General features: G+C 67.9%; 29 protein-coding genes and 1 tRNA gene. 4 read left to right on the top strand and 26 right to left on the bottom strand.

The annotated features are described in order from the left end of the window. Positions 1-44: 44 nt before the first annotated feature. Positions 45-818 (bottom strand): SDR family oxidoreductase, encoded by a 774-nt coding sequence (locus L2U69_RS02400; protein ID WP_236104748.1) that lies wholly within the window; start codon positions 816-818, stop codon positions 45-47. A gap of 127 nt (positions 819-945) precedes the next feature. On the opposite strand from L2U69_RS02400, the gene L2U69_RS02395 reads away from it, so the two are divergent. Next, positions 946-1,851 (top strand): LysR family transcriptional regulator, encoded by a 906-nt coding sequence (locus L2U69_RS02395; RefSeq protein ID WP_236104747.1) that lies wholly within the window; start codon positions 946-948, stop codon positions 1,849-1,851. A gap of 58 nt (positions 1,852-1,909) precedes the next feature. On the opposite strand, the gene L2U69_RS02390 is transcribed toward L2U69_RS02395, so the two are convergent. From L2U69_RS02390 to L2U69_RS02380, 3 genes are all read right to left on the bottom strand, one after another. After that, a tRNA-Pro gene (locus L2U69_RS02390) sits at positions 1,910-1,986 on the bottom strand. Between the two features lie 167 nt (positions 1,987-2,153). Further along, positions 2,154-2,612, bottom strand: coding sequence for a DUF2852 domain-containing protein (locus tag L2U69_RS02385; RefSeq protein ID WP_236104746.1), 459 nt, complete (start codon positions 2,610-2,612; stop codon positions 2,154-2,156). A gap of 145 nt (positions 2,613-2,757) precedes the next feature. After that, a complete protein-coding gene (locus L2U69_RS02380) occupies positions 2,758-3,414 on the bottom strand; it encodes a TetR/AcrR family transcriptional regulator (RefSeq protein ID WP_236104745.1) in 657 nt (218 codons plus the stop codon). A gap of 160 nt (positions 3,415-3,574) precedes the next feature. Here L2U69_RS02380 and L2U69_RS02375 point away from each other — a divergent pair, with 160 nt between their 5' ends. Then, positions 3,575-4,375: a hypothetical protein gene (locus tag L2U69_RS02375; protein ID WP_236104744.1), complete on the top strand. Its 801-nt coding sequence runs from the start codon at positions 3,575-3,577 to the stop codon at positions 4,373-4,375. A 6-nt stretch (positions 4,376-4,381) separates the two neighbouring features. Here the strand turns inward: L2U69_RS02375 and L2U69_RS02370 are convergent, their stop codons facing one another. The 7 genes from L2U69_RS02370 to L2U69_RS02340 form a co-directional block, all read right to left on the bottom strand. Then, positions 4,382-4,972, bottom strand: a complete 591-nt coding sequence (locus L2U69_RS02370; RefSeq protein ID WP_236104743.1) for a MerR family transcriptional regulator — start codon at positions 4,970-4,972, stop codon at positions 4,382-4,384. Between the two features lie 6 nt (positions 4,973-4,978). Next, entirely contained in the window at positions 4,979-5,290 is a 312-nt protein-coding gene (locus L2U69_RS02365; protein ID WP_236104742.1) for an integration host factor subunit alpha, read from the bottom strand. 128 nt (positions 5,291-5,418) lie between these two features. After that, positions 5,419-6,408 carry a beta-ketoacyl-ACP synthase III gene (locus L2U69_RS02360; RefSeq protein ID WP_236104741.1) on the bottom strand — a complete coding sequence of 330 codons (990 nt, stop codon included), beginning with the start codon at positions 6,406-6,408 and terminating at the stop codon, positions 5,419-5,421. Between the two features lie 13 nt (positions 6,409-6,421). Continuing rightward, positions 6,422-7,489 carry a phosphate acyltransferase PlsX gene (plsX, locus tag L2U69_RS02355; protein ID WP_408065794.1) on the bottom strand — a complete coding sequence of 356 codons (1,068 nt, stop codon included), beginning with the start codon at positions 7,487-7,489 and terminating at the stop codon, positions 6,422-6,424. Between the two features lie 19 nt (positions 7,490-7,508). Next, positions 7,509-7,694, bottom strand: coding sequence for a 50S ribosomal protein L32 (gene rpmF / locus L2U69_RS02350; RefSeq protein WP_236104740.1), 186 nt, complete (start codon positions 7,692-7,694; stop codon positions 7,509-7,511). Between the two features lie 75 nt (positions 7,695-7,769). Continuing rightward, a complete protein-coding gene (locus L2U69_RS02345; RefSeq protein ID WP_236104739.1) occupies positions 7,770-8,336 on the bottom strand; it encodes a YceD family protein in 567 nt (188 codons plus the stop codon). Between the two features lie 5 nt (positions 8,337-8,341). Beyond that, positions 8,342-8,881 (bottom strand): ubiquinol-cytochrome C chaperone family protein, encoded by a 540-nt coding sequence (locus tag L2U69_RS02340; RefSeq protein ID WP_236104738.1) that lies wholly within the window; start codon positions 8,879-8,881, stop codon positions 8,342-8,344. Positions 8,882-9,026: 145 nt separating this feature from the next. Here L2U69_RS02340 and L2U69_RS02335 point away from each other — a divergent pair, with 145 nt between their 5' ends. After that, entirely contained in the window at positions 9,027-9,527 is a 501-nt protein-coding gene (locus tag L2U69_RS02335; protein WP_236104737.1) for an outer membrane protein assembly factor BamE, read from the top strand. A gap of 103 nt (positions 9,528-9,630) precedes the next feature. Here L2U69_RS02335 and L2U69_RS02330 read toward each other — a convergent pair whose 3' ends face one another. The 15 genes from L2U69_RS02330 to aspS all read right to left on the bottom strand — a co-directional run bounded on the left by L2U69_RS02330 (position 9,631) and on the right by aspS (position 24,437). Further along, entirely contained in the window at positions 9,631-11,727 is a 2,097-nt protein-coding gene (locus L2U69_RS02330) for a sodium-translocating pyrophosphatase (protein WP_236104736.1), read from the bottom strand. Between the two features lie 120 nt (positions 11,728-11,847). Beyond that, on the bottom strand, positions 11,848-13,095 hold the full coding sequence (locus L2U69_RS02325; protein WP_236104735.1) for an MFS transporter: 1,248 nt from the start codon (positions 13,093-13,095) through the stop codon (positions 11,848-11,850). A gap of 7 nt (positions 13,096-13,102) precedes the next feature. After that, on the bottom strand, positions 13,103-13,585 hold the full coding sequence (locus tag L2U69_RS02320) for a flagellar basal body-associated FliL family protein (RefSeq protein WP_236104734.1): 483 nt from the start codon (positions 13,583-13,585) through the stop codon (positions 13,103-13,105). Beyond that, entirely contained in the window at positions 13,582-14,556 is a 975-nt protein-coding gene (gene thiL, locus L2U69_RS02315) for a thiamine-phosphate kinase (RefSeq protein ID WP_236104733.1), read from the bottom strand. The genes L2U69_RS02320 and thiL overlap by 4 nt, the downstream gene beginning before the upstream one ends. 19 nt (positions 14,557-14,575) lie before the next feature. Further along, entirely contained in the window at positions 14,576-15,085 is a 510-nt protein-coding gene (nusB, locus tag L2U69_RS02310; RefSeq protein ID WP_236104732.1) for a transcription antitermination factor NusB, read from the bottom strand. After that, a complete protein-coding gene (gene ribH / locus L2U69_RS02305) occupies positions 15,082-15,597 on the bottom strand; it encodes a 6,7-dimethyl-8-ribityllumazine synthase (RefSeq protein ID WP_236104731.1) in 516 nt (171 codons plus the stop codon). The genes nusB and ribH overlap by 4 nt, the downstream gene beginning before the upstream one ends. 7 nt (positions 15,598-15,604) lie before the next feature. Beyond that, positions 15,605-16,735 (bottom strand): 3,4-dihydroxy-2-butanone-4-phosphate synthase, encoded by a 1,131-nt coding sequence (ribB, locus tag L2U69_RS02300; protein WP_236104730.1) that lies wholly within the window; start codon positions 16,733-16,735, stop codon positions 15,605-15,607. After that, positions 16,732-17,328, bottom strand: a complete 597-nt coding sequence (locus L2U69_RS02295) for a riboflavin synthase (protein ID WP_236104729.1) — start codon at positions 17,326-17,328, stop codon at positions 16,732-16,734. The genes ribB and L2U69_RS02295 overlap by 4 nt, the downstream gene beginning before the upstream one ends. An 11-nt stretch (positions 17,329-17,339) precedes the next feature. Beyond that, the gene (gene ribD / locus L2U69_RS02290; RefSeq protein ID WP_236104728.1) at positions 17,340-18,458 is read right to left on the bottom strand and encodes a bifunctional diaminohydroxyphosphoribosylaminopyrimidine deaminase/5-amino-6-(5-phosphoribosylamino)uracil reductase RibD; all 1,119 of its coding nucleotides are present in this window, start codon (positions 18,456-18,458) and stop codon (positions 17,340-17,342) included. Then, positions 18,445-18,909, bottom strand: a complete 465-nt coding sequence (gene nrdR / locus L2U69_RS02285) for a transcriptional regulator NrdR (RefSeq protein ID WP_236104727.1) — start codon at positions 18,907-18,909, stop codon at positions 18,445-18,447. Before nrdR ends, ribD begins: the two co-directional genes overlap by 14 nt. 115 nt (positions 18,910-19,024) lie before the next feature. Continuing rightward, the gene (gene glyA, locus L2U69_RS02280) at positions 19,025-20,329 is read right to left on the bottom strand and encodes a serine hydroxymethyltransferase (RefSeq protein ID WP_236104726.1); all 1,305 of its coding nucleotides are present in this window, start codon (positions 20,327-20,329) and stop codon (positions 19,025-19,027) included. 32 nt (positions 20,330-20,361) lie between these two features. Further along, positions 20,362-20,811: a ribose 5-phosphate isomerase B gene (gene rpiB, locus L2U69_RS02275; protein ID WP_236104725.1), complete on the bottom strand. Its 450-nt coding sequence runs from the start codon at positions 20,809-20,811 to the stop codon at positions 20,362-20,364. 224 nt (positions 20,812-21,035) lie between these two features. Next, positions 21,036-21,674, bottom strand: a complete 639-nt coding sequence (locus tag L2U69_RS02270) for a glutathione S-transferase family protein (protein ID WP_236104724.1) — start codon at positions 21,672-21,674, stop codon at positions 21,036-21,038. A gap of 146 nt (positions 21,675-21,820) precedes the next feature. Beyond that, positions 21,821-22,561, bottom strand: a complete 741-nt coding sequence (locus L2U69_RS02265) for an HD domain-containing protein (protein ID WP_236104723.1) — start codon at positions 22,559-22,561, stop codon at positions 21,821-21,823. Between the two features lie 91 nt (positions 22,562-22,652). Further along, positions 22,653-24,437, bottom strand: a complete 1,785-nt coding sequence (gene aspS, locus L2U69_RS02260) for an aspartate--tRNA ligase (RefSeq protein WP_236104722.1) — start codon at positions 24,435-24,437, stop codon at positions 22,653-22,655. A gap of 179 nt (positions 24,438-24,616) precedes the next feature. Between aspS and L2U69_RS02255 the strand changes: the two genes are divergently transcribed. Continuing rightward, positions 24,617-25,738, top strand: a complete 1,122-nt coding sequence (locus tag L2U69_RS02255) for an aromatic ring-hydroxylating oxygenase subunit alpha (RefSeq protein WP_236104721.1) — start codon at positions 24,617-24,619, stop codon at positions 25,736-25,738. Positions 25,739-25,789: the final 51 nt, after the last annotated feature.

Raw genomic sequence — 25,789 nt, 5'->3', positions numbered from 1 at the left:
GGTACGGGCGGCGGATCATCCCGATCCGCCGCCCGCCTTCGGGATCACTTCGTGGTATAGCCGCCGTTCACCAGGATCGTCTGGCCGGTCATCCACCAACCGTCGGAGACCAGGAACAGGATCCAGGGCGCGATGTCGGTGATGTCCGTCAGGCCGGTCTTCGAGAAGGGCGAGAGGGCGGCGGCCGACTTGTGGTATTCCACCGCCTCCTTCTCCTCGGCCGGATAGAAGAAGGGCGTGTCCATCGGCCCCGGTCCGATCGCGGTGACCGAGATGCCGCGCGCGCCGAATTCCTTGGAGGCCGCGCGGGTGAAATGCTCGACCGGCGCCTTCAGGCCCTCGTAGGCGGCATAGAACGGCGTAAAGGCGCCGAGCAGCGAGGTGACGATGGTGCAGACCTTGCCGTTGTCGTTGAGGTGCCTGCCCGCCTCCTTCAGGAAGAAGAAGGCCGATTTCACATTAACGGCACAGGATTGGTCGAAGACCTCCTCGGTGACCTCCGTCATCGGCCGCTTCACCACCATGCCGACCGTGTTGATGGCGATGTCGGGCCTGCCGACCGTGGCGATCGTGTCGGCGAAGAGTTTTTCCATGGCCGCGGCCGAGGTCAGATCGGCCTGGAACGCCACCGCCTCGGCCCCCGCCGCCTTGACGGCCGCGACCGTCGCCTCGGCCGCCGCTTTCGTCGCCGCGCTGTTGTAATGGATGGCGACCGCCCTTGCGCCATGGGTGGCGAATTCCCGGGCCAGCAGGCCCCCCAGGTTCTTCGCGCCACCGGCGATCAAAACCACCTTGCCTTCGATCGAATTTCTGGACATGCCCGGCTCCCGGTTCCGATGCGGCACCGCCCGTCGCGATGCCTCCTGGCCCAGATTGATTGGTAGAAAGACACGTATAAATCGCGCATTCTCGACCAGTATCGTCGAAAATAGCGAACAATGGCCCATGGACCGAATCCGCCAGATGCAGATCTTCATCCAGGTGATGGAGAGCGGCAGTTTCACCCGCGCGGCAGCGGCGCTGAACCTGCCGCGTTCGACCGTCTCCACCGAGGTCCAGGCGCTGGAGGACCGGCTGCAGGTCCAGCTTCTGCAACGGACGACGCGCCGGGTGATGCCGACGGACGACGGGCTGCGCTTCTTTTCCAGCGCCCGCGACATCGTCGACGCGGTCGAGGTTTCGGAACACATGTTCGGCAAGGGTCCGATGCGGATCCGCGGGCGCCTGCGCATCGACATGCCGAGCCGGATCGGGCGGCGCATCGTGATCCCCGCCCTGCCCGACTTCATCGCCGCCCATCCCGGCATCGAACTGACCTTGAGCATGACCGATCGCCTGGTCGACATGATCGCCGAAGGCGTCGATTTCGTGATCCGCGTCGGCGCGCTCGAGAATTCCGACCTCGTCTGCAGCCGGCTGGGCGATGTCGAGTTGATCAATTGCGCCAGTCCCGCCTATCTCGCGGCGCGCGGCACGCCGGCGACGCCGGACGACCTGCCGTCGCATGATCTCGTGAACTATGCGGCGCGTCTGCCGGCCGGCGATGCCGCGTGGGAGCATGTCGAGGACGGAACGCCGCGCACGCTGACCATGCGGAGCGCGATCACCGTCGACAATGCGGAAGCCTATATCGCCGCCGCCCGCGCCGGTCTCGGCATCATCCAGATCCCGGCTTTCGACGTCCGCGACCTGCTGGACACCGGCGCCCTGATCGAAATCATGCCCGACTTCCGCCCGCCGCCCATGCAGCTTTCCCTGCTCTACGTCCGGCGGCGCCACCTGCCGCCCCGCATCCGCCTGTTCCAGACCTGGATCAGGGACGTGCTGCAGGCGCATGACGTGGTTCGGTGATCAGGCAAAAAATTAGGCCGCTCGAAGGCGGCCTAATTTCGTGGTCTTGCGACCGTGATGGTCGGGCAGGCCGGATTTGAACCGACGACCCCCAGTCCCCCAGACTGATGCGCTACCAGGCTGCGCTACTGCCCGTCAGGCGGCTGAACGGCCGCGAGGCGGCGGACTATAACGGCATCGCCTGGCTTCGGCAATGGCGCGGCGCAAGATTTTTCAGGCCATGGGAAAGGCCCGGAAACCGGCGGCTTCCGGGCCTTTCGAGGCTGGGGGGCCGGGCGGTTCGGCGCCGCCCGGCGCCAGCGTCACGCCGGCTGCGGGCCCATGTCGCCGCCGAACGAGTCGCCTGCTTCGGAACGATCATCGTCGTCAGGCCGCCTGGCCTTGCCGCGCGAAGCCATGAACTGGTCGAATTCCGCCTTGTCCTTGGCCTTGCGGAGTTGCTCGAGGAATTCGGTGAATTCCCGCTGTTCGTCCTCGAGCCGGCGCAGCGTCTCCTCGCGGTATTCGTCGAAGGCGCCGTTGCCGCTGCTGCGCGCATGGTAGCGATGATGGCGGCGCGCACCGCCGCAAGGGCCGTACCAGCGCCCGAAACGCCGTTCCCCGAAATGCCGACCGTCGAGGTTCCAATCCGCCATGCGTCCACTCCTGTAGAGATAGGCCAGGACCAGGAGTCCCACCGGCCAGAACACGATGAAAGCCAGGACCATGGTCGCGATCCAGGCCGGTTTGCCGTAGTCGTCGAGTCTCTGCACGATGCCCACGTCGAACACTCCCTGTCGTTGCCGTTGATGCCGATGTCAATGTTAATGACATTTACATAAATGGGGACACGGGGCCGACTGTCAAGACGATCGAGGACCGCCCGTGTCGATTTTTCGCCGAGCCACGGCTCGGGCCGGGCATGAGTCAGGCGGCGATGCCGAGGCCGCGCAGATAGATCAGCACCTCGGCCTCCAGCAGGTCCTCGGCGCTCATGGGCAGGCGGCGCCGGCCGCCGTCGGCGCGGGCGAAGAGTGCCGCGATGCCGTGGGACATCGACCAGACGTGCAGCGCCATCATCAGGGCCGGCGGCCGCCCCTCGCGCGGGAGATCGCCGACCAGACGCTCGGCGGCGCCGCGCAGCACCGCGAAGGCGCGATCCCCCGCCGCCCGCAGGTCTGCGTGGTCGTCGAGCGAGAGGCCGGCCTCGAACATGGCGGTGTAATAGGCGGGTTCCGCCCGGGCGAAGGCGAGATAGGCCCGGCCGACGGCGTTGAAGGCGGCGACGGGTTCCGGCCGGCCGTCCTGCCAGGCGGCTTCCAGCCGTTCCGCGAAATGCTCGAAGCCGCGCCTGGCCACCTCGGCCAGAAGGCTCTCGCGGTCGGGAAAATGCCGGTAGGGCGCGGCGGCGGAGACGCCGGCGGCGCGCGCCGCCTCGGCGAAGGTGACGCCCGACAGCCCCTTGGAGGCGATCAGGTCCAGCGCCGCGCCGATCAGCGCCTCGCGCAGATTGCCGTGGTGATAGCCGCGCCGCGTGCCATCGCCCGAATCGTCTGACTTGCGCCTGCGCCGGTCCCACTCCATGTGAACGGTTATTACATCACGCCCGCCCGCCCTGCACCGGGAAATTGCGTCCCCGAAGCGAGGCGTTTTGCCCCCCATCCGGCGCCGAAAGCGTCGATTGCTGCGCTGCACGCCGGCATCCGGCGCGCATGATGGCCCGGCTGGGAGAGGAGGAAACGCCATGACGCGCAACACCCTTCTTGTACTCGGTATCGGCTTTGCGGCCATCATCGCCCAAGCCCCCGCCAGCCTTGTCGGAACGGCGGGAGCCGCCACGCCGGCCACGCTCGCCAGCGGACGCTATGCGTGCAGTGGCGGCTTCGGCACCGTCGAGATCGATTATTCGACGGCGGGCTATGCCACCGGCCTCTACACGGGCACCTGGGTCGGGGGAAAATCCGGCTGGCTGGAGTTGAAATACGATGCCTCGATCGCGCAGTGGCGCGGCACCTGGGGCGAGGCGGCGGTCGGCCGCGCCGGCTATCTCACCGGCATGACCGTCACCGCGTCGGGCTTTTCGGGCGACTGGGGTATTGTCCCCGGCATGTCCGGCAACCTGAGCGGCACCGCCCTGCCGGATGCCACCGGCTCCGCCCGTTGCACCCTGGTGGAGGGCACGGGCGGCGACGACGGCGACCTCGATGTCGCGACCCTTCCCGCCGGCACCTATCGCTGCGGCGCCAGCGGCTTCGGCACGATCGTGGTCACAACCTCGCGGCCCGGCTTCGCCAGCGGCAGCTACGACTCGACCTGGGACAAATCGGCCGGTGGCTGGGTGGAACTGACGCGCGAAGGCGGCGTCTGGCGCGGCCGCTGGGGCGAGCCGGCGGTCGGCCGCCAGGGAATCATCGAGAATGTCGAAATGACGCGCGACGCCGCCGGTGTCCGCTTCCGGGGCGTCTGGCGGGTCGATCCGGCCATGGCCGGCACGTTCGGCGGACGTCCCCTGCCCGTCACGAGCGGCCCGTTCAGCTGCGGCTGACCGGCCTCAACCGCCCTTGAGCAGGCGGCGGACGGCGTCGAGTTCCCGGCGCAATTCGATGGCGAGGTTGCGCCAATAGGCGACGTCGTCCGCGCGGACGGGGGCGTCCGGCGACACGACCGGCTCTTCATGCGCGACGGGGGCCGCCGCTTCCGCCTCCACGGCGGGCGCCACGGCCTGCTCGCGGTGGTCCGCGAGGCGTTCCGCCAGCGGCTTGGCGACGGCGATCACGGCCTGGGCGCCGTTCTCGCGCAGCACCTTCTGCACGCCCTTGATGGTATAGCCGTCGCTGTAGAGGAGATGGCGGATGCCGCGCAGCAGGGCGACGTCCTCGGGCCGGTAGTAGCGCCGGCCGCCGCCCCGCTTCATCGGCTTGATCTGCGGAAAGCGGGTTTCCCAGAAGCGCAGCACGTGCTGGGGCACGTCGAGATCATGGGCGACTTCGGAAATCGTGCGGAAGGCGCCCGGATGCTTGGTCCCGCCCCGTTGCGGCCGCCCGCCCTCGGCCCCGCCATCGGCCCCGCTCTCGGCATCCGGGCCCTGGACCTCTTCGGGTCCGAGGTCGTCGTTCGCCCGGTCGGTGGCGCCCGCCGGCATCGGGCCTTACCCGTCGCGCCGCCGGCTCATGCCGGCATTGATGTGGTCCTTGAGGACATGGGAGGGTCGGAACACCAGCACCCGGCGCGACGCGATCGGCACTTCCTCCCCGGTCTTGGGATTGCGGCCCACGCGCTCGCCCTTCTGGCGCACGGTGAAGGTGCCGAAGGAGGAGATCTTCACCGATTCCCCCTCGACCAGGCTGGCGGCGATCGCCTCGAGCACGGATTCGACCAGTTCGGCCGATTCATTCCGCGACAGGCCCACCTCCTGATAGACCGCCTCGGCGAGATGCGCGCGCGTGATGGTATTGGCCATACTTCCCCCGCAAGGCATTCCGGCTCGCGGTTGTGGCCGATTCACGACCGGCATCCGCGCCCTTCCCTGTCACGATGTCTAGGGTGAAGCAAGAAGCCCCTCAATATCAAGGGGATAGTACGAAAATCTCAGATTCGGACCAAACAGGAGCCCCAGGTGAAGCCACCACCCATGGCTTCGAGCAGCACCAGATGCCCGGGCTGGATGCGCCCGTCGGCCATCGCCTCGGCAAGCGCGAGGGGGACGGAGGCGGCCGAGGTATTGCCGTGATGGTCCACGGTGACCACGACGCGGGCCGGATCGACCCCCAGCTTCTTGGCCGTGCCCTCGATGATGCGCAGATTGGCCTGATGCGGCACGATCCAGTCGAGATCGGTCGGGGCGAGCCCCGTGGCGGCCAGGGCCTCGTTCACCGCTTCGGCCAGATTGACCACGGCATGGCGGAAGACTTCGCGCCCCGTCATGCGCAGATGGCCCACGGTCTTGGTGCGCGACGGCCCGCCGTCGACATAGAGAAGGTCGCGATAGCGCCCGTCGGCATGAAGATGGCTGGTCAGGATGCCCCGGTCGCCATTGCCCCCGGTGCCCTCGCCCGCTTCCAGCACCACGGCGCCCGCACCGTCGCCGAACAGCACGCAGGTGGTGCGGTCCTCCCAGTCGAGAATGCGCGAGAAGGTCTCGGCGCCGATGACCAGGGCGCGCTTGTGCTGGCCCGCCTTCAGGAAATTGTCGGCCGTCGCGATCGCATAGATGAAGCCCGAGCACACGGCCTGGATGTCGAAGGCGGCGCCCCGGCGGATGCCGAGATTGGCCTGCACCATGGTCGCGGTCGCCGGAAAGGTGAAATCCGGGGTCGCGGTGGCAAGGACGATCAGGTCGATGTCCCCGGCCTCGAGCCCGGCCGCGGCCAGGGCATTCTTCGCCGCCGCCGTCGCGAGATCAGAGGTGCATTCGCCTTCGGCCGCGATATGGCGCTGACGGATGCCGGTGCGCGCGGTGATCCAGGCGTCGTCGGTGTTCACCAAATCCGCCAGTTCGGCGTTGGTCATCACCCTTTCGGGCAGATAGGCACCGCAGCCGACGACGCGGGAACGGATGACGCCACCACCGGTACTCATGATTCGGCAACGCTCATGATTCGACTGCGATCTGATCTTCGGGCGCATCGTCGCCTGCGGGGGCGATGCGTTTCAAGTCTTCCAGGATGCGGGTGACGAATCCGCTGAGCGCGAGATCGGCGGCGATGCCGATGGCGGCGGCGAAACCGACGGCATTGGTGCCGCCGTGACTCTTCACCACGAGACCGTTGAGGCCGAGAAAGGCACCGCCGTTGTAGCGGTTGGGATCGAGTCGCTCGCGCAGCGCCTGCAGCGCCGGGCGCGCCAGCAGATAGCCGAGCCGCGACCAGAGCGAGCGACGGAAGGTGGCGGCGAGATAGGCGGAGACGAGGCGCGCCGTCCCCTCCTGGGTCTTCAAGGCGATATTGCCGGCGAAACCGTCGGAGACGATGACGTCGACCTGGCCCTGGGCGATGCCGTTGCCTTCGACGAAACCGTTGAATTCGAACGGCAGGTCCGGCGTCTCGCGCAGGGTCTGCGCGGCGAGGCGGACCGACTCGTCGCCCTTCAGATCCTCGGTGCCGATGTTGAGGAGCGCCACGCGCGGCTTGGGCAGGCCGAGGGAGGCGCGCGCGAAGGCGGCGCCCATGAAGGCGAATTCGACCAGATTGCGCTCGTCGCAGCCGACGTTGGCGCCGAGGTCCAGCATGACGGATTCGCCCCGGACGGTCGGCACGAAGGAAGCGATGGCGGGCCGGCTGATCGCCGGCGACATGCGCAGCAGCAGCATGGCGATCGCCATCAGCGCGCCGGTATTGCCCGCGCTGACCGCCGCCTGGGCCTTGCCGTCGCGCACCGCCTCGCAGGCCAGCCACATGGACGTGCCCTTGCCGCGGCGCATGGCGACGCTCGGCTTCTCGTCGGCCGAGATCGCCGAGTCGGTATGGACCAGTTCGCAGCAGTCCTTCAGGAGCGCCTGCTTCTCGACCAGCGGGGCCACGCGGGCCTGGTCGCCGAAGAAGACGAAATGGAGCTGCGGAAAGCGCTCGCGGGCGATGGCGGCGCCTTCGATCAGCACGTCGGGGGCATGGTCGCCCCCCATGGCGTCGATGGCGATCACCAGTGGGGACATGTCCGCCATGCCCCGAACCAACCCGTCGTCAGGCCGTGGTCGCAGCCGCGACCACTTCGCGGCCGTCGTAATAGCCGCAAGCGCCGCAGACGTGGTGCGGCAGCTTCAGCTCGCCGCAGTTCGGGCATTCGTTCGACGCGACCGGGGTCAGCGCGTGATGGCTGCGGCGCATGTCGCGACGCGAGCTCGTGGTGCGTTTCTTGGGAACAGCCATTTTTCGTCAACTCGTCTTGGTTACGGGGCAAGCCCCGCCCGGGAAGCGGAGAACATACACGGAAAGTTCTCGAACTCAAGTGTCTCTGCCACCTTTGAGCACCGCAAAGGGGCGATGGGTGTCCTGCATTCCCGCGTCCGCCGGCCCCTCTTCCTCCTCCGCGCGGTATTGCGCCGGGATCTCGGCATCGGGTGCCCGCGGATAGGGATCGAGGGCCAGCGCCAGTTCCTCCGCCACCAGTTCGCCCAGGTCGACGATACCGTCGATCAGGGGCTCCGGCGGGTCGTCGGCGTCGGGATCGAACAGGTCGTCGACCGAGAAACTCTCGTTCGGATCCTCGGCGCCGGGCTCGTAGACCCGCTCGAAAGCCACTTCCACATGGGCCGGCACCGGCTCCAGGGAAACGACGCAGGCCTGCACCACATCCGCGGCCAGCCGCCCGCTGAGGGCGAGACCGTCACGCCGGTGGGGGCGCAGTTCGATCTCGGCGCTCAGGGATTCGACCGCAAGGATGTCGAAGCGCGCGGCGAGCGCGGCGCATTCCGCCGGCGTCGCCGTCAGGCGTTCGGTGCGGCCCCGCATATGGACCGATTCCGCCCGGAGCGGGCGGGAGAATTCGGCCGGGAGTTCGTCCTTGTTCATGGCAGTCACTCCTCGGGCGGTGCCGTGATCGGCAGTTCGCCCCGCAGAAAGGTTTCGGCCGGCACGGCGGCCAGATCCGCGACGGTGCGACGGACATGGCCGGCCATGCCCGCCAGAATCTCCGGCCCGACCTCGGCGCCGCGATAGAGGTTGCGGTGCAGGGCCTCGCCGAGCGCCCCGTCGTCCGGGGCCTCCAGGGCCTGGTCGTAGGCATTGAGGCGGCCGTAGAAGGCCTGGCCCATCTTCTTCACCCGATGCGGCACGCCCTGGTCGCCCACGCCCAATTCGCGGAGCGTCCGGTCCATGTCGGCGAACATCGAATCGAACACGCCCTGGGACAGGCGGGCAAGGCGCTTGTCGCTCTCCCCCTTCAGGCGGTTCAGCAACAGGACGACATGGAGCGTGACCATGTCGAAGCGCCCGTCCATCGTGTCCGCGACGGCGAAGCGGCGATAGAACACCGGCGCGCGCGCCAGATCCACGGCGCGGGCATAGAGTGTCGCCGCGACGCGCGGGTCCTGCCGGTTGATCAGGCCGAAAAACATTCCAGAGTCCTCGCTTCCCGCCCGTTCCCGAGGGCGGCGCCGTCGAATTGACAGGTCCGGGCGCGAATGACAAGGTGCGCCCTGCCGATATGATATATCCAGTGGGTATTAAATTTATCCACGCGCTGATGGAACCGATTCCGCCATGGCCGCAAAACGCTTCGTCCCGCCGAAACTCACGGCCGCCGCCGTTCTCACCGCCCTCGCCCTCGGCGCGTGTGCCCCGGTGATCGACGAGCGGGGCTGGCGCCCGGACGATGTCGCCGTGTCCGCCATCAGGCCCGGCGTCGACAACAAGGAATCGGTGGCGCGGCTGCTCGGCACGCCGTCGACCGTGTCCAATTTCGACGACAGTTCCTGGTACTACATCTCGGCGACGACCGAACGGGTGGCCTTCGAGCGCGACGCGGTGACCGACCAGGCGGTGCTGATCATCGATTTCGATCCGGCCGGCAATGTGACCGAGGTCAGCCGCCTCGATCAGGAGGACGGCAAGCAGGTCGCCATGAACCCGGACAGGACGCCGACGCTCGGCAACGAGCTGACCATCTGGCAGCAGCTCTTCGGCAATCTCGGCCGCTTCAACGCGCCCTCGGGCGGCAGTTCCTCCGCCCCCCTGCCCGGCGGCACCATCGGCCGGCCTTGACCGGAAACGCCCCGCCCCGGCGCAGGCCGGGGGCAGCGATGGAACAGAGAGAAAGAAAGAGGCCCCGGAAATCCGGGGCCTCTTCTTTTTACATATGGGCCCGTTACATATGGGCCAGGATCGCCAGCAGCAGCAGGGCGACGATGTTGGTGATCTTGATCATCGGGTTCACGGCGGGGCCCGCCGTGTCCTTATAGGGATCGCCCACGGTATCGCCGGTCACCGCGGCCTTGTGGGCGTCGGAGCCCTTGCCGCCGTGGTGGCCTTCCTCGATGTATTTCTTCGCGTTGTCCCAGGCGCCGCCACCGGCGGTCATGGAGATCGCGACGAAGAGACCGGTGACGATCACGCCCATCAGCATGGCGCCGACGGCGGCGAAGGCCGCCTTCTGGTCGGCGACCGCCAGCACGACGAAATAGAGCACCACGGGCGCCAGCACCGGCAGCAGCGAGGGCACGATCATCTCGCGGATCGCCGCCTTGGTCAGCAGGTCCACGGCCTTACCGTAATCCGGCTTGGCCTTGTACTGCATGATGCCCTTGATCTCCTTGAACTGGCGCCGCACCTCGACGACGACGGAACCCGCCGCCCGGCCCACCGCCGTCATGCCCATGGCCCCGAACAGATAGGGCAGCAGGCCGCCGACCAGCAGGCCGACCACGACATAGGGGTTGGAGAGGTCGAAGGTGACTTCGAGCCCGCCGAAGAACGCCTTCAGATCCTCGGTATAGGCGGCGAAGAGCACCAGTGCCGCGAGACCGGCGGAGCCGATGGCATAGCCCTTGGTCACCGCCTTGGTGGTGTTGCCGACGGCGTCCAGCGCATCGGTCGTCTTCCGCACGTCGGGCGGCAGTTCGGCCATTTCGGCGATGCCGCCGGCGTTGTCCGTCACCGGGCCATAGGCATCCAGCGCGACCACCATGCCCGCCAGCGCCAGCATGGTGGTGACCGCGATGGCGATGCCGAACAGACCGGCGAGCTGATAGGTGGCGACGATGCCGACGCAGATGATCAGCGCCGGCACCGCCGTCGCCTCCATCGAGACGGCGAGCCCCTGGATCACGTTGGTGCCGTGACCCGTGGTCGAGGACTGCGCCACCGAGCGCACCGGGCGGAAGGCGGTCGAGGTGTAATACTCGGTCACCCAGACGATGAGACCCGTCACCGCGAGGCCGACCAGCCCGCAGATGAAGAGATCCATGCCGGTGAAGACATGGCCGCCGCCGGTATACGGCGTCACCATGTCGCCGAGGACGTATTGCACCACCGGCCACAGCGCCGCCGCCGACAGGATGCCGGTGGCGATCAGGCCCTTGTAGAGGGCGCCCATGATGTTCTGCGACGCGCCGAGGCGGACGAAGAAGGTGCCGATGATCGAGGTGATGATGCAGACCCCGCCGATGGCGAGCGGCAGCAGCATCATCTGGCCGGCGAGCACCGGATTGCCCGAGAAGAAGATGGAGCCGAGCACCATGGTCGCGACCAGGGTCACGGCATAGGTCTCGAACAGGTCGGCGGCCATGCCGGCGCAGTCGCCGACGTTGTCGCCGACATTGTCGGCGATCACGGCGGGATTGCGCGGGTCGTCCTCGGGGATGCCGGCCTCGACCTTGCCGACGAGGTCGGCGCCGACATCGGCCCCCTTGGTGAAGATGCCGCCGCCGAGGCGGGCGAAGATCGAGATCAGCGAGGCACCGAAGGACAGCGCCACCAGGGGATCGATCAGGTCGCGACCGGTCGCCCCCAGTTCGATCAGGGCGTAGTAGTAGACGGCGACTGCGAGCAGCGCGAGGCCGACCACCAGCATGCCGGTGACGGCGCCCGCCTTGAAGGCGATGCCGAGGGCATTGGCGATGCCCTCGCGCGCGCCCGCCGCCGTGCGTACGTTGGAGCGCACGGAGATATTCATGCCGACATAGCCGGCCGCGCCCGAGAGCACGGCACCGATCACGAAGCCGACAGCAACGTAAAGCCCGAGCAGAAGGAACAGCGCCACCGCGACCACGATGCCGACGAGGGCGATGGTGCGGTATTGCCGGTTCAGATAGGCGCGCGCACCGACCTGAATGGCGGTGGCGATCTCCTGCATGCGAACGGTACCGGCGTCACGCGACAGCACGTCGCGCGAAGCCCACAGGCCATAGAGCAGCGCAAGCACGCCGCAACCGATGACGGCCCAAAGACCGATTGTTGTGTCCATGTTCTCCCCGCATGTTTCCTCGGGTTGCCCCGGGATGGGCACCCTGCTGCACCCTCGGTCCCGCGCTTCAACCCGGCCCGACGGTGCCAGAGAAGACGGGGGACCGCAATCTCGCTAAGGTTAATCGCCATGGCCGTGGCATCCGCCGCAGCAGCAGGCATGGGCCGGCTCGGACGGCGCCTTGGCCGGCCCGCCCTTCCGCGCCGCGAGCGGCACCAGGGCGAGGGCCAGCGCCGCCAGCGGCAGCACGGCCACGGGCACGCCGTCCCACCCGGTCCAGTTCAGCAGCACGCCCGACATGAAGGACGCCAGGGAGACCACGCCGAAGACGATCAGATCGTTGGCGGCCTGGGTCTTGGCCCGTTCCGCCGGCGTGTGGCAGGTGGTGACGAGGCTGGTGGCGCCGACGAAGGCGAAGTTCCAGCCGAGCCCGACGAGCACCAGGGCGATCCAGAACTGGGTCAGGGTGATGCCCGACAGCGCCACCGCCGAACAGCCGAGAATGAGCACGAGACCGACGGCGATCACCGAAGCGACGCCGAAACGTTCGATCAGGCGGCCGGTGAAGAAGGACGGCACATACATGGCGAGCGCGTGCCACTGGATGACGAAGGCCGCGTCCTCGACCGTCAGGCTGCAGGCGACCATGGCGATCGGCGTCGCCGTCATGACGAGGCTCATGGAGGCATAGGCGGCAACGCCGGTCGACAGCGCCGCGATCATGCGCGGCTGGCCCAGGATCACGCTCAGGGGCCGGCCCTCGTCGTGCCGGGCGGCGGCGGGCAGATCCGGCAGGCGCAGCGCGACCAGCATCCCGGTCGCCATGAGCCCCAGGATCACCACCGTCGCATAGGCGCCGAGAAACGGCATGCCGATGGCGAGATCCTTGGTCAGCTTGACCAGTTCCGGGCCCGCCAGGGCGGCGACGACACCGCCCGCCATGACGAGGCTGATGGCGCGCGGCCGATGCTCGGGTCCCGCGGCCTCGGCGGCGGCGAAGCGATAGAATTGGGCATTGGCGAAATACCAGCCGGTGACCAGCGCCGCCGCGACGAAGAGCCAGAAACTCCCGTACCAGAGGCCGGCACCGAAGCCGAGGCCGCCGACGGCGCCGGCCACCGTGCCCAGCATGAAGCCCCGGCGCCGCCCCAGATGCTTGTGGATCAGGGCGGCCGGCACGGTCGAGAGCGCGGTGCCGACCATGATCGCCGTCACCGGCAGGGTGGCCAGCGCCTTGTCGTCCGCCAGCAGGTGGCCGGCCAGCCCGTTCAGGGTGAAGAGGATGGTGGTCGCGGTGCCGTAGAGCGCCTGGCCGAGGCCCAGCAGCAGCACGTTCCGCTTCTCGAGGGGCGACATGGCGGTGGACATCGCGGCTCTATCCCCTGATCGGCAGAACGCGGTCGATCAGCACGCCGCGCACGATGTCCTCACCCGCCGCGTCCTTGCCGGTGGCGCGGCGAAGGGCCGCCAGCACCCGCGCCCGGACCGTCGCATCGTCGAAATCGGCGGGACCGTCCTCGGTCTCGATCGGCGCGACCGAAAAATCGGCGACCAGCGCCGCCCGCATGTGAGGCGTGCGGTCGCGCAGCTTCTCCACCGTCGCCTCGTCCGCCACCTCGATCCGGAAGACGAAATTGATGTAGTTGCGGAACTGGCCGCCGCGATAGGCCGGCAGGATGACGTTGCCGAGCTCGAAATAGACCACCGCCGGCAATTCCGGCAGGGTCGGCTCGGGCGCCGGTTCCTCGGCCGCCGCCTCTTCCGGCGCGGCGAAGATGAAGCCGCCCATGTAGAGGCCGCCGACGGCGAGGCCCGCGAGGAGCAGGACGGCGACGATGATGATGACGATGCGCTTCATGCCCCGGCTTCCTTCGTGCCGACGGCATGGCGCCAACCCGTTCGGCTCAACTTCAGGGCCGAACCTGCCCCGTCCAGCACGCGCACACCATGACCTTCCTCAAAGCGTCCGACGACCGTGACCGGCGTGATCGCGGACAAGGCCGCCAGATCCGAATCCGGCGCCGCCGCGAAGACGAGTTCATAGTCGTCGCCCCCGGTCAGCACCGTCTCCAGCAAGGCGGCGTCGGCGGCGATGCTGGCGGCGGCGGCCGGCGACAGCGGCAGTTTCGCCGCCTCGATCACGGCGCCGACACCCGATTGTTCGCAGATGTGACCGAGGTCGGCGACCAGTCCGTCGGAAATGTCGCAGGCGGCACGCGCCACGCCACGCAGGGCCCGGCCGAGCGCGAGTCGCGGTTCGGGAAAGCGATAACGCCGCTCGAGATGCTCGGCGCCCTGGACCGCCCTGCCCTCCAGTCGATGCGCGACATGGAGAGCGGCGTCGCCGATCGTGCCGGAGACGCAGACGAGATCGCCCGGCCGCGCACCCGCGCGTCGGATCATGGTGCCCGACGGCACCTCGCCGATCGCGGTCAGGGAAAAGAAGGCGGGGCCCGGGGTGGAGACCGTGTCGCCGCCGACGAGGGCGCCGCCGAAATGCCCGATATCATCGCCGAGTCCCCGGGCGAAACCCTCCATCCAGGCCCCGTCGAGATCCGCCGGAAAACCGGCGGCGAGCAGATAGGCGCGCGGCACGGCGCCCTTGGCGGCGAGATCGGAGAGATTGACGCGCAGCAGCTTGGCCGCCACCGCATCTGCCGGATCGTCGGGAAAGAAATGGACGCCGCCGACGATCGCGTCCTTGGTCAGGACGAAATCCTGGCCGGGCGCCGGCGCAAGGGCGGCGGCGTCGTCGCCCAGCCCGAATGCGCCGGGCTCGGAACGGCCCAGCGGCGCGAACAGCCGCTGGATCGTCTCGAACTCGTCCATGGCCGCCCCCGGCGCCGGATCAGGTGAATTCCGCGGGGCGCAGGCGCCGGGCGAGGGTGTTCAGCACGCCATTGGCGAAGGCCGGTTCGCTGCCCGCGAAGAAGGCGTGGGCAACGTCGAGATATTCGTTGATCACCACCCGTGCCGGCACGTCGACACGGGCCAGGAATTCATAGACCGCCATGCGCAGCGTCGCGCGCAGGATCGAATCGAGCCGGTCCAGCGGCCAGTCGGCGGTCAATGCCGGGGCGATCAGGCCGTCGATATCCTCGCGCCGCTCGCTCGCGCCGCGCACCAGATCGCCGAAGAAGGCCTGATCGGCGTCGTGCAGCTTCTCGCCCTCGTCGAATTCGACCCCCAGGCGATGGGCGACGAATTCCTTGATCACGCCGGTCGCGGGCCGCCCCGTGACCTCGATCTGATAGAGCGCCTGAACGGCGGCCAGACGGGCGGCGCTGCGCGCCTTCACGCCGGGCTTCGGCTTGCGCGGGGTCGGCGCCTTGAAGGGGACATTGGGCGGATTGGTCACGACGCCACCCCGAAGCGCTTGCGCAGCCCGATCAGGGCCAGCGCCGCCTCCGCGGCTCCCGCCCCCTTGTTCATGTCGGCGCGTTCGGCCCGGGCCCAGGCCTGATCCTCGTTCTCGACGGTCAGGATGCCGTTGCCGATGGCGATGCCGTGATCGACGCCGAGGGTCATCAGGCCGCGCGCGCTCTCGCCGCAGACATAATCGAAATGGCTGGTCTCGCCCCGGATCACGCAGCCGAGCGCCACATAGCCGTCGACCTTGCGCACGCGGTTGGCGCGGGCCCGGCTGCCCTCTTCCGCGATGCGGATGGCGGCCGGGATCTCCAGCGCGCCGGGCACGGTGATCCGCTCCCAGGAGCCGCCGGCGGCTTCGATCGCCTCGGCAGCGCCGCGCAGAAGTTCGTCGGCGATCGCTTCGTAGAAGCGCGCCTCGACGATGAGGAGGTGGGGGCTGCCCGTCCCGCCCGTGCGGGGCAGGTTGGGATCGCCGGCGTCAGTCGCCTTGGGTCGCATGTCTCGTTCAACCGATCTCGAGCTGGCGGTGATCGGTCACCCTGAGGTCGTAGCCTTCGAGACCGACGATGGTCCGCCTTGTGTTGGAAAGAAGGATCATTTCATGGACCCCGAGGTCCAGAAGAATTTGCGCACCGATGCCGTAGTCGCGCAGTTCGTCGCCCGCCGGGGCGCCGCCGGGCGCGGATGTCCCGGGATTGCCGCGCCGGGCGACGAAATCCGACAGGGCGTTCTGGCGGTTGTCGCGGATCAGCACGACGACGCCCCTGCCCTCCGCCGCGATCGCCTCCATCGAGGCGGCAAGCGGGCTGGGCCGGCCGCGCCGGTCCGCCAGCAGATCCTCGAAGACATTGACGTTGTGCATGCGCACCAGCACCGGCTCGCCAGCCGAGACGTCGCCCTTGACCAGCGCCAGATGCTCGGCGCCATCGACCTTGTTGCGATAGACGAGCGCCCGGAACAGGCCGCCGTGGGCCGACTCGATCTCGGTCGCGCCGACATTGGCGACCAGATTGTCCCAGCGCCGGCGATACGAGATCAGATCGGCGATGGTGCCGATCCTGAGCCCGTGGAACTGGGCGAATTTCACCAGATCCGGCAGGCGCGCCATGGTGCCGTCGTCGTTCATGATCTCGCAGATCACGCCGGACGGGTTGAGCCCGGCGAGGCGCGAGACGTCGACCGCCGCCTCGGTATGGCCGGCGCGGACGAGGACGCCGCCGTCGCGCGCGACCAGGGGAAAGACGTGGCCCGGCGTCGCCAGATCCTGCGGCCCCTTGGTGGGGTCGATGGCGACGGCGACGGTATGGGCGCGGTCATGGGCCGAAATGCCGGTCGAGACCCCTTCCCGCGCCTCGATCGAGACGGTGAAGGCGGTCTGGTGGCGGGACAGATTGTCCCGGCTCATCAGGGTCAGGCCCAGTTGTTCGGTGCGCTGGCGGGTCAGCGACAGGCAGATCAGGCCGCGCCCGTAGCGGGCCATGAAGTTGATCGCCTCGGGCGTCGCCATCTGCGCCGGGATGACCAGATCGCCCTCGTTCTCGCGGTCCTCGTGATCGACCAGGATGAACATGCGGCCGTTGCGGGCATCCTCGATGATGTCCTCGATCGGCGAGAGCTGACCGGCCCATTCGCTCATGCCTGCCACTCCTGCAGCCGGGCGACATAGCGCGCCAGGACGTCGATCTCGAAATTGATCGCGGTGCCGAGAGGCAGCAGCTCGCGCCGGAAGGTGGTCATGGCCTGGGTATGGGGAATGACGTTGACCCAGAAGCGCGCGCCATCGACCCCGTTCACGGTCAGCGAGACGCCGTCCAGCGCCACCGAGCCCTTGGCCGCGACATAGCGGGCATAGCCTTCCGGCGCCTCGAACAGGATCTTGATGCTGTCGCCCTCGGGCTCCAGCTCGACGACGCGGGCGAGACCGTCGACATGGCCGGTGACGATATGGCCGCCCATCTCGTCGCCGACCCGGAGCGAGCGTTCGAGATTGACCAGACTGCCGAGCGTCCAGTCGCCCAGCTTGGTCCGGCGCAGCGTCTCGGCCGAGGCGTCGACCTCGAACCAGCCCGCGCCCTTGTCGACCACGGTCAGGCAGACGCCCGAGCAGGCGATGGAGGCGCCGATCGCCACCTCGCCCATGTCATAGGCGGTGGCGATGCGAAAACGGGTGTCGCCGCGCTGTTCGATACGCTCGATCCGGCCGACGTCGGTGATGATGCCAGTAAACATGGGCGTCACTCTTAACGGGAGAGGCGGTAGATTTCCAAGAGGTCGTCCCCGAGACGCTCGACCGCGTCCAGCGCATAGGTCGGCGCCTTGGCCAATTTGTCGAGGCCGAGGGCGGCCACGGCCGGGCGCCCCTCCTCGCCGATGACGCAGGAACCCCGGAACCAATAGACCCGGTCGACGAGGTCGGCATGGACCATGCTGGCGGCCAATTGCCCGCCGCCCTCGACCATGACGCGGGTGATGCCCCGGTCCGCGAGACATTTCATCGCCTTCGCCGGATCGGGCCGGCCGAGGCCGTCGCCGGTCAGCTCGATTACCTCGACGCCCGCCTTGACATAGGCCTGGCGGCGTTCGGAGGGATTGCCCTGATTGGTGAAGAGGATGGTCGGCACGTCCCGCGCCGTCCGCACCAGGATGTGGGTCAGCGGCAGGCGCAGGCGCCCGTCCGCCACGACCCGCACCGGCGAGCGCCCGGACAGGCCCGGCAGGCGGCAGGTGAGCTGGGGATTGTCCGCGATCGCCGTGCCGACGCCGACCATGACGGCGTCATGCTCCGCCCGAAGAAGATGGGAGCGCGCGCGCGCCACCTCCCCCGTGATCCACTGGCTGTCGCCGGTCCGCGTCGCGATCTTGCCGTCGAGACTGGTGGCGAGCTTCAGGGTGACCGTGGGCCTGCCGTCCAGGCGGCCGAAGAAGCCGGCGTTCACGGCCTGCGCCTCGCATTCGAGACAGCCGACGTCGACCCTGACCCCCGCCGCCTCCAGCATCGCGACGCCCCGGCCCGAGACGCGCGGGTCCGGGTCTATGGTGGCGATCACGACACGGGCGACGCCGGCCTTGACCAGGGCATCGGCGCAGGGTCCGGTCTTGCCGTGGTGGGAACAGGGTTCCAGCGTGACATAGGCGGTGGCGCCCTTGGCCGCCACGCCGGCCCGCGCCAGCGCCTCGGTCTCGGCGTGGGGGCGGCCGCCGGCCTGGGTCCAGCCGCGGCCGACCACGCGGCCCTCGCGCACCAGCACGCAGCCGACGGCGGGATTGGGGGCGACGGCGCCGAGGCCGCGCCGGGCGAGCGTCAGGGCCGCCGTCATGTGACGGCGGTCGACCTCGGAGAAACGATCACTCGTTGGCATCCGTACCGGCCAGACGACCGACGAAGGTCTCGAAATCCTTCGCCTCGCGGAAATTGCGGTAGACCGAGGCATAGCGGACATAGGCGACGCTATCGAGGGAGGCGAGGCCCTCCATCACCATCTCGCCGACGATGTCCGACGGCACTTCGCTCTCGCCCGTGGATTCGAGGCGGCGCACGATGCCCGAGATCATGCGCTCCACCCGCTCAGGCTCCACCGGGCGCTTGCGCATCGCGATCATGATCGAGCGGGCCAACTTGTCGCGGTCGAAGGGCACGCGCCGGCCGCTCTTCTTCACGATGGTGATCTCGCGGATCTGTACCCGCTCGAAGGTGGTGAAACGGCCGCCGCAGCCGGGGCAGAAGCGCCGCCGCCGGATCGCCGAATTGTCCTCGGTCGGACGGCTGTCCTTCACCTGGGTTTCTTCATGGCCACAGAACGGGCAGCGCATCTCAATCCCCCTCGCCCCTGAGATTCAACCTGGGAATCAGGCGGTGCCGCGCAAGCCCGACGCGGCACCGCCAGAAAGTTGGTGTAGCGGCCTCGTCAGCCGTAGATCGGCCAAATCAACCGTAAATCGGGAAATCGGCGCAGAGACGCACGACCTTCTCGGCGACCGCCTTCTCGACGGCGCCATTGCCCTCGACGCCATTGGCGGCCAGGCCGTCCAGCACCTCGGCGATCAGGTCGCCGACATATTGGAACTCGGCGACGCCGAAACCGCGCGTGGTGCCGGCCGGCGTGCCGAGGCGGATGCCCGAGGTCACCATCGGCTTTTCCGGATCGAACGGGATACCGTTCTTGTTGCAGGTGATCTGCGCCCGGTCCAGCGCCTTCTCGGCGATGTTGCCGGTCAGCTTCTTGGGACGCAGGTCGACCAGCATCACATGGGTATCGGTCCCGCCCGAGACGAGATCGAAGCCGTGGCCCTTCAGGCGTTCCGCCAGGGCCTTCGCATTCTCGACCACCTGGCGCGCATAGGTCTTGAACGCGGGCTGCAGCGCTTCGCCAAACGCAACGGCCTTGGCGGCGATGACATGCATCAGGGGACCGCCCTGAAGCCCCGGGAAGACCGCCGAATTGATCTTCTTGCCGAGGTCGGCGTCGCGCGACAGGATCATGCCGCCGCGCGGCCCGCGCAGGGTCTTGTGGGTGGTGGTGGTCACGACATGGGCGTGGTCCAGCGGGTTCGGATGGGCGCCGCCGGCGACGAGACCGGCGAAATGCGCCATGTCGACCATGAACCAGGCGCCGACTTCATCGGCGATGGCACGGAACCTGGCGAAGTCGATCTGGCGCGGATAGGCCGAGCCGCCGGCGATGATCACCTTCGGCTTGTGCTCGCGCGCGAGCGCCGCGACTTCGTCGAAATCGATCTGATGGGTGTCGGGCCGCACCGAATAGGGCACCGGCTTGAACCATTTGCCCGACTGATTGGCGGGCGCGCCATGGGTCAGGTGACCGCCGGCGGCGAGATTGAGGCCGAGGAAGGTGTCGCCCGGCGCCATCAGGGCGAAGAACACCGCCTGATTGGCCTGGGCACCCGAATGGGGCTGGACGTTGGCATAGGTCGCGCCGAAGAGCTGGCAGGCGCGCTCGATCGCCGCCGCTTCCGCCTTGTCCACTTCCTCGCAGCCGCCGTAATAGCGCCGGCCCGGATAGCCTTCGGCGTATTTGTTGGTGAGGACCGAGCCCTGGGCCTCGAGGACGGCGCGCGAGACGATGTTCTCGGACGCGATCAGCTCGATGAAGTCCTGCTGGCGCTTCAGCTCGAGCGCGATGTCGTGGGCGAGTTCCGGATCGGTCTCGGCCAGGGAGGCGCCAAAGAAGGACGAGGTATTGGAACGGTCGGCGGCGGAAGTGGCGGTCATGGGCGCACCTCGAAAAGGCTGGGGATGAGGGTTCAGCAGGCGGCGGCGGGCGGATGGCCCAGCTTGTCGACGCGCCTCGCATGGCGGCCCCCTTCATAGGGGGTGTCGAGAAAGGCGGCAAGACAGTCCCGGGCGACTTCGAGGCCGATCATGCGCGCGCCGAGCGCGAGCACGTTGGCGTCGTTGTGCTGGCGCGACAGGCGCGCCGTCAGCCCGTTGTGGCAAAGCGCCGCGCGGATGTGCGGGAAGCGGTTGAGCGCGATCGAAATGCCGATGCCCGAGCCGCAGATGGCCACCCCCTTCTCCGCCCTGCCCTTCGCGATCGCATCGGCCATGGCATAGCCGAAATCGGGATAGTCGACGGACGCCGGACCATCGGTGCCGAGGTCCAGGACCTCGAACCCGCGGGCCTTCAGTTCGTCGGCCAGAAAGGCTTTCAGATCGACGCCGGCATGGTCGGACGCCAAGGCAATGACAGACACGGCAAGCGCCCTCGCTTGTGTTGGCAGGGGCCGGAACTTACCAGATGTCGACGGGCATTGCCATGCCGCACACTAATGGTTCGACCCTGGCGGAAGGACCCCTTCATCTGTCGGGGTCGAGCCACAAACTTCTGATGTTGCGGATCGATTCCCCGAAACGGATGGCAACCATCCGTTTCGGTCGATCCGTCAGGGATACGGCATGACAGCCATGCGAGGCGGGTTCAGCCGCCGAACATCGCCTTTTCCGCCGTGAGCGCCTCGATGTAGGCCGGGCGGGCCTGGATCGTGGCGACGTAACCCGCCAGCTTCGGATAGGTCGCGGCGTCGATCTCCAGCCCCGCATAGCCGAGGTTGACGAGATGGGCGACGACGGCGATGTCCGCCAGCGTCAGCATGTCGCCGACCAGGAAGTTGCTGGCCGGGATCTGGCTTTCGAGATAGGCGAGCACCGGGGGCAGGCCCTCCTTTTCCGCCTTGTCGGCGGCGGCCAGATCGCCGTCCTGGCCCATGAAGCGGGGCGCCACGACACGATTCCAGAAGATCGTCGCGACCTGGGCCGACACGATGGTGTCCGCGAATTCCTCGAACCAGATCACCTTGGCGCGCAGCGCGGGATCCGCCGGCAACAGGGCATTCTCGGGGAATTTCGCCTCGACATAGGTGAGGATCGCGGTCGAATCGCAGATCGAGAAGTCACCGTCCGAAAAGGCCGGGATCTTGCCGAAGGGGCTCATCGCCCGGAACGAGGGGCTGTTGTCGCCCGGCATCACCGGCTGATGCTCGAAGGCGATGCCCTTTTCCTTCAGGGCGACCAGCGTCTTGCGCACATAGGGGGACAGGCCCACGCCATACAGAATCATCGTCTATCTCCTCCCAGGCCTCAGCGGCCCAAGCCTTGCGGCCACGCCCCGTTCGACGGGGTCGGGACGGACGATGACTCGTTCCGCCAGCCCGCACCAGCCCCCAGATGGAGAGGGTTGCCCCGTTTCCGGGACAAGCGGGGCCGTCAGTCCTCCGGCTCTTCCAGACCCCGGCGCAGGGCTTCGTGAAAGGGTGCGGCCCTGGCCCGTCCGTCCCGTGCGAGGCGGACGTTGTCGCGCCCGGCGGCGACGATCATGTCGGCCAGATAGAGCGCTTCCTCGACGATGAAATCCTCCACCGTGCGCCCGGCCTCCGCCGCCGCGAAGACGAAGGCGAGATGGTCGGCCTGTGTAATTGAAAGTGTTACCGGCACCAGTTCCACGGCGCGCGGCTCTTCGTCGTCGCCATCGCCGTGAGTATCGAGCGCCGCCGAAAGCGTCGCCATGGCCCGGCCGTAGCGCCGCGACAGGGAGGAGGCCTTTTCGGGCGGCAGCTTCGCGAGGCGCGCGGGATCGCCATTGTCGGACAGATCCGCCAGCTTCACCCGCATGGCGGAAACGAAGCCGCTGGCCGCCAGGCGCTCGATCCAGGCCTGATAGCTCGGCACATCCGCCGGCTTGGTCAGGGCGGCGACGATGGCGATGACGGCGGGATCATAGCCGCGCGCCGCCAGATCCTCGGCCGTCGTCGGCGTATCCTCGAGACTGTCGTGCAGCCAGGCGGCATGGCGTTCCGCCAGGGTGGCATTCGGAAAGAGCCGCGCCAGATGGCGCGAGACCCGCGCCAGATGCCCGATATAGGGCAGGCCCGCCTTGTCGGTCTGCGCGGCGTGGAGCATGCCGGCGAAAGCCGCCGTCTCCTCGAGGGTCGGATGATCCCCGCTCATGGTGCCCTCCCCGATGCCGTGCGGCCGCCCGTGACGGTCAGGATGACACGTTCCAGGGCGGCCGACGACAGGTGACGGTGAGGGCCGGTCCTCAGGCCTGGGGCTTCTTTTCAGGGAGCGCCAGACGGATCGAGAGTTCGCGCAACTGCTTGGGCGAGACTTCGGCCGGCGCCCCCATCATCAGGTCTTCCGCCTTCTGGTTCATCGGGAAGACGATGACTTCGCGGATGTTCGGCTCTTCCGCCAGCAGCATGACGATGCGATCGACGCCCGGCGCGATGCCGCCGTGGGGCGGGGCGCCGTAACGGAAGGCGTTCAGCATGCCGCCGAAGCGGGCCTCGACTTCCTCGGCGCCATAGCCCGCGATGTCGAAGGCCTTCAGCATGATGTCGGGCCGGTGGTTACGAATGGCGCCCGACGACAGTTCGATGCCGTTGCAGACGATGTCGTATTGGAAGGCGTTGATGGTCAGGGGATCCTGGCTCTCCAGCGCTTCCATGCCGCCCTGGGGCATCGAGAACGGGTTGTGGGAGAAGATGATCTTCTTCTCGTCCTCGTCGTATTCGAACATCGGGAAATCGACGATCCAGCAGAAGCGGAAGGTGCCCTTCTCGATCAGGTCCAGTTCGGTGCCGATGCGGGTGCGCGCCAGGCCGGCCAGCTTGGCGGCGGCGAGTTCCTTGTCGCAGGCGAAGAAGATCGCGTCGCCGTCCTTGCAGCCGCTGATTTCCTTCAGCTGCGCCACACGCTCCGGCCCGATGTTCTTGGCCACCGGCCCTTTGCCCGCCTCGCCCTCGAAGATGACATAGCCGAGGCCGGCGGCACCTTCGCCGCGCGCCCAGTCGTTCATCTTGTCGAAGAAACTGCGGGGCTGGCTGGCGGCGCCCGGCGCCGGAATGCCGCGCACCACCGCGCCCTGCTCCACCGCCTTGGCGAAGATGCCGAAGCCGGAGCCCCGGAAGGTCTCGGAGACGTCGACGATCTTGATCGGGTTGCGCAGGTCGGGCTTGTCGTTGCCGTACCACAGCATGCTGTCGCGATAGGCGATATGGGGGAACGGGCCTTCCGCGATCTCCTTCTCCGAGAATTCGCGGAACACGCCGGCGATCACCGGCTCCACCGCCGCGAAGACGTCGTCCTGGGTGACGAAGCTCATCTCGAGATCGAGCTGGTAGAATTCGCCGGGGCTGCGGTCGGCGCGCGCATCCTCGTCGCGGAAACAGGGCGCGATCTGGAAATAGCGGTCGAAGCCCGCGACCATCAGAAGCTGCTTGAACTGCTGCGGCGCCTGGGGCAGCGCATAGAACTTGCCCGGATGCAGGCGGCTGGGCACCAGGAAGTCGCGCGCACCCTCGGGGCTCGACGCCGTCAGGATGGGCGTCTGGAACTCCATGAAGCCCTGGTCGATCATGCGCCGGCGCAGCGAGGCGATGACCTTGGAGCGCAGGATGATGTTCTGATGCAGTTTCTCGCGGCGCAGATCGAGGAAGCGGTATTTGAGACGGATGTCCTCGGGATAGTCGTGATCGCCGAAGACCGGCATCGGCAGTTCCTCGGCCGCCGACTGCACCGCGATCTCCGCAATGCGGATCTCGACGGCGCCGGTCGCCAGGTTCGGGTTCTCGGTGCCCTCGGCGCGCTTCACGACCTTGCCGGTGACGGTGATCACCGACTCGGAGCGCAGGCCTTCCACCGTTCTGAACGCCGCCTCGTCGGTCTCGACCACGCATTGGGTGATGCCGTAATGATCACGCAGGTCGACGAACAGCAGGTTGCCGTGGTCGCGCTTGCGATGGACCCAGCCCGAAAGGCGGACGGACGAGCCGATGTCGGCGGCGGTCAGCTGACCGCATGTATGCGTGCGATAGGCGTGCATGGTCTGAACAACTCCGATGCGATCGCCGGGTTTTACGGGCGCGCGCCCGGCTTAGCAAGTGTCGGACGCCCGCGGGTCCGGCATTCGGCCTGCGACCATCACGACGGGCGCATTTCGTGCGAAAATTTGCTAACAAGCGGGGATTGTCCCGCCGCTTTCGTCGTTTCATGGGCTCTACATTGACCGAGACCGCCACCGTCGCCCCCGTCGACGCCCCCGTCGACACCCCGCCCGAATCCGCCGAGATCCGCCCCGCCCGGGGCATCGACGCACCCGTCTGGCTGCGCGACCTGTGGTACATGGCCCTGCCCGGCCGCGAGTTGAAAAGCGGTGCCATGCAGGCGAAGACCCTGCTGGGCGAGCCCGTGCTGCTGGCGCGCGACGCCGACGGCAAGGCCTTCGCGCTTCGCGATCTCTGCCCCCACCGCGGCATTCCGCTGTCCTGCGGGCGCTTCGACGGACGCGAGGTCGAATGCTGCTATCACGGCTGGCGTTTCGACCGCGCCGGCACCTGCACCTGCATCCCGTCGCTGACCGCCGATCAGCCGGTGAAGGTGGACCGCATCCGTGTGCGCCACTATCCGATCGTCGAGAAACACGGCCTGATCTGGATCTTCGTCGGCGATCCCGCCCTGGCGGAGACGGTCGAAGTGCCCGACGTGCCGGGTTTTCCCGTCGACGCAAGGCCGTCCCACATCGAGAAGATGGTCTTCCCCTGCCCGCTGGACGATGCCGTCGTCGGCCTGATGGACCCGGCCCACGGCCCCTATGTCCACCGCGCCTGGTGGTGGCGGACCAAATCGTCGATGCACGAGAAGGCGAAGAAATTCGCCCCCTCGACGCTCGGCTTCACCATGGTGCGCCACGCGCCGTCCAGCAATTCCTTCGCCTACAAGCTGCTCGGCGGCAAGCCGGAGACCGAGATCGCCTTCCGCCTGCCGGGCGTCCGGACCGAGGAGATCCAGGTCGGGCGCAACCGCTTCACCGGCATCACGACGATCACGCCGCTGACCGAGACCGCGTGCGAAATCACCCAGACCATGTATTGGACCATGCCCTGGGTGACCGTGCTGAAGCCGGTGCTGCGCCATTTCGCCCGCACCTTCCTGAAGCAGGACGGCGAGATCGTCACCATGCAGCAGGCCGGCCTCGCCCATGGTCCGTCGCTGATGCTGCTCGAGGACGCCGACACCCAGGCCAAGTGGTACTATCGCCTGAAGAAGGAATTCGCCCGGGCGAAGGCCGAAGGCCGTGAATTTCAGAATCCGGTCAAGGAACGCACCTTGCGCTGGCGTTCCTGATTCCGGACTTCAGGAAAAACGTCTAATTTATTGAAAAGGAATATCTTTCAA

Origin of the sequence: Zavarzinia marina, from assembly GCF_021568905.1 — a bacterium.
GTDB classification, from domain to species: Bacteria; Pseudomonadota; Alphaproteobacteria; order Zavarziniales; family Zavarziniaceae; genus Zavarzinia; species Zavarzinia marina.
This window is presented reverse-complemented; position numbering and strand designations above follow the sequence as displayed.

Excerpts from the sequence above, each read along its gene's own strand:
- thiL (WP_236104733.1), bottom strand. The coding sequence starts at position 14,556 with ATGGACGAGTTCGAGACGATCCAGCGGCTGTTCGCGCCGCTGGGCCGT.
- L2U69_RS02345 (WP_236104739.1), bottom strand. The coding sequence starts at position 8,336 with ATGAACAAGGACGAACTCCCGGCCGAATTCTCCCGCCCGCTCCGGGCG.
- ribB (WP_236104730.1), bottom strand. The coding sequence starts at position 16,735 with ATGAGCGAATGGGCCGGTCAGCTCTCGCCGATCGAGGACATCATCGAG.
- rpmF (WP_236104740.1), bottom strand. The coding sequence starts at position 7,694 with ATGGCTGTTCCCAAGAAACGCACCACGAGCTCGCGTCGCGACATGCGC.
- L2U69_RS02360 (WP_236104741.1), bottom strand. The coding sequence starts at position 6,408 with ATGAGTACCGGTGGTGGCGTCATCCGTTCCCGCGTCGTCGGCTGCGGT.
- nrdR (WP_236104727.1), bottom strand. The coding sequence starts at position 18,909 with ATGCGCTGCCCGTTCTGTGGCCATGAAGAAACCCAGGTGAAGGACAGC.
- L2U69_RS02325 (WP_236104735.1), bottom strand. The coding sequence starts at position 13,095 with ATGTCCACCGCCATGTCGCCCCTCGAGAAGCGGAACGTGCTGCTGCTG.
- L2U69_RS02380 (WP_236104745.1), bottom strand. The coding sequence starts at position 3,414 with ATGGAGTGGGACCGGCGCAGGCGCAAGTCAGACGATTCGGGCGATGGC.
- plsX (WP_408065794.1), bottom strand. The coding sequence starts at position 7,489 with ATGGCGGACATGTCCCCACTGGTGATCGCCATCGACGCCATGGGGGGC.
- L2U69_RS02265 (WP_236104723.1), bottom strand. The coding sequence starts at position 22,561 with ATGAGCGGGGATCATCCGACCCTCGAGGAGACGGCGGCTTTCGCCGGC.
- L2U69_RS02365 (WP_236104742.1), bottom strand. The coding sequence starts at position 5,290 with ATGGCCAATACCATCACGCGCGCGCATCTCGCCGAGGCGGTCTATCAG.
- L2U69_RS02375 (WP_236104744.1), top strand. The coding sequence starts at position 3,575 with ATGACGCGCAACACCCTTCTTGTACTCGGTATCGGCTTTGCGGCCATC.
- L2U69_RS02335 (WP_236104737.1), top strand. The coding sequence starts at position 9,027 with ATGGCCGCAAAACGCTTCGTCCCGCCGAAACTCACGGCCGCCGCCGTT.
- ribH (WP_236104731.1), bottom strand. The coding sequence starts at position 15,597 with ATGCGACCCAAGGCGACTGACGCCGGCGATCCCAACCTGCCCCGCACG.
- ribD (WP_236104728.1), bottom strand. The coding sequence starts at position 18,458 with ATGCCAACGAGTGATCGTTTCTCCGAGGTCGACCGCCGTCACATGACG.
- L2U69_RS02400 (WP_236104748.1), bottom strand. The coding sequence starts at position 818 with ATGTCCAGAAATTCGATCGAAGGCAAGGTGGTTTTGATCGCCGGTGGC.
- L2U69_RS02270 (WP_236104724.1), bottom strand. The coding sequence starts at position 21,674 with ATGATTCTGTATGGCGTGGGCCTGTCCCCCTATGTGCGCAAGACGCTG.
- L2U69_RS02340 (WP_236104738.1), bottom strand. The coding sequence starts at position 8,881 with ATGTTTTTCGGCCTGATCAACCGGCAGGACCCGCGCGTCGCGGCGACA.
- aspS (WP_236104722.1), bottom strand. The coding sequence starts at position 24,437 with ATGCACGCCTATCGCACGCATACATGCGGTCAGCTGACCGCCGCCGAC.
- L2U69_RS02395 (WP_236104747.1), top strand. The coding sequence starts at position 946 with ATGGACCGAATCCGCCAGATGCAGATCTTCATCCAGGTGATGGAGAGC.
- L2U69_RS02370 (WP_236104743.1), bottom strand. The coding sequence starts at position 4,972 with ATGCCGGCGGGCGCCACCGACCGGGCGAACGACGACCTCGGACCCGAA.
- glyA (WP_236104726.1), bottom strand. The coding sequence starts at position 20,329 with ATGACCGCCACTTCCGCCGCCGACCGTTCCAATACCTCGTCCTTCTTT.
- L2U69_RS02295 (WP_236104729.1), bottom strand. The coding sequence starts at position 17,328 with ATGTTTACTGGCATCATCACCGACGTCGGCCGGATCGAGCGTATCGAA.
- L2U69_RS02330 (WP_236104736.1), bottom strand. The coding sequence starts at position 11,727 with ATGGACACAACAATCGGTCTTTGGGCCGTCATCGGTTGCGGCGTGCTT.
- L2U69_RS02320 (WP_236104734.1), bottom strand. The coding sequence starts at position 13,585 with ATGAAGCGCATCGTCATCATCATCGTCGCCGTCCTGCTCCTCGCGGGC.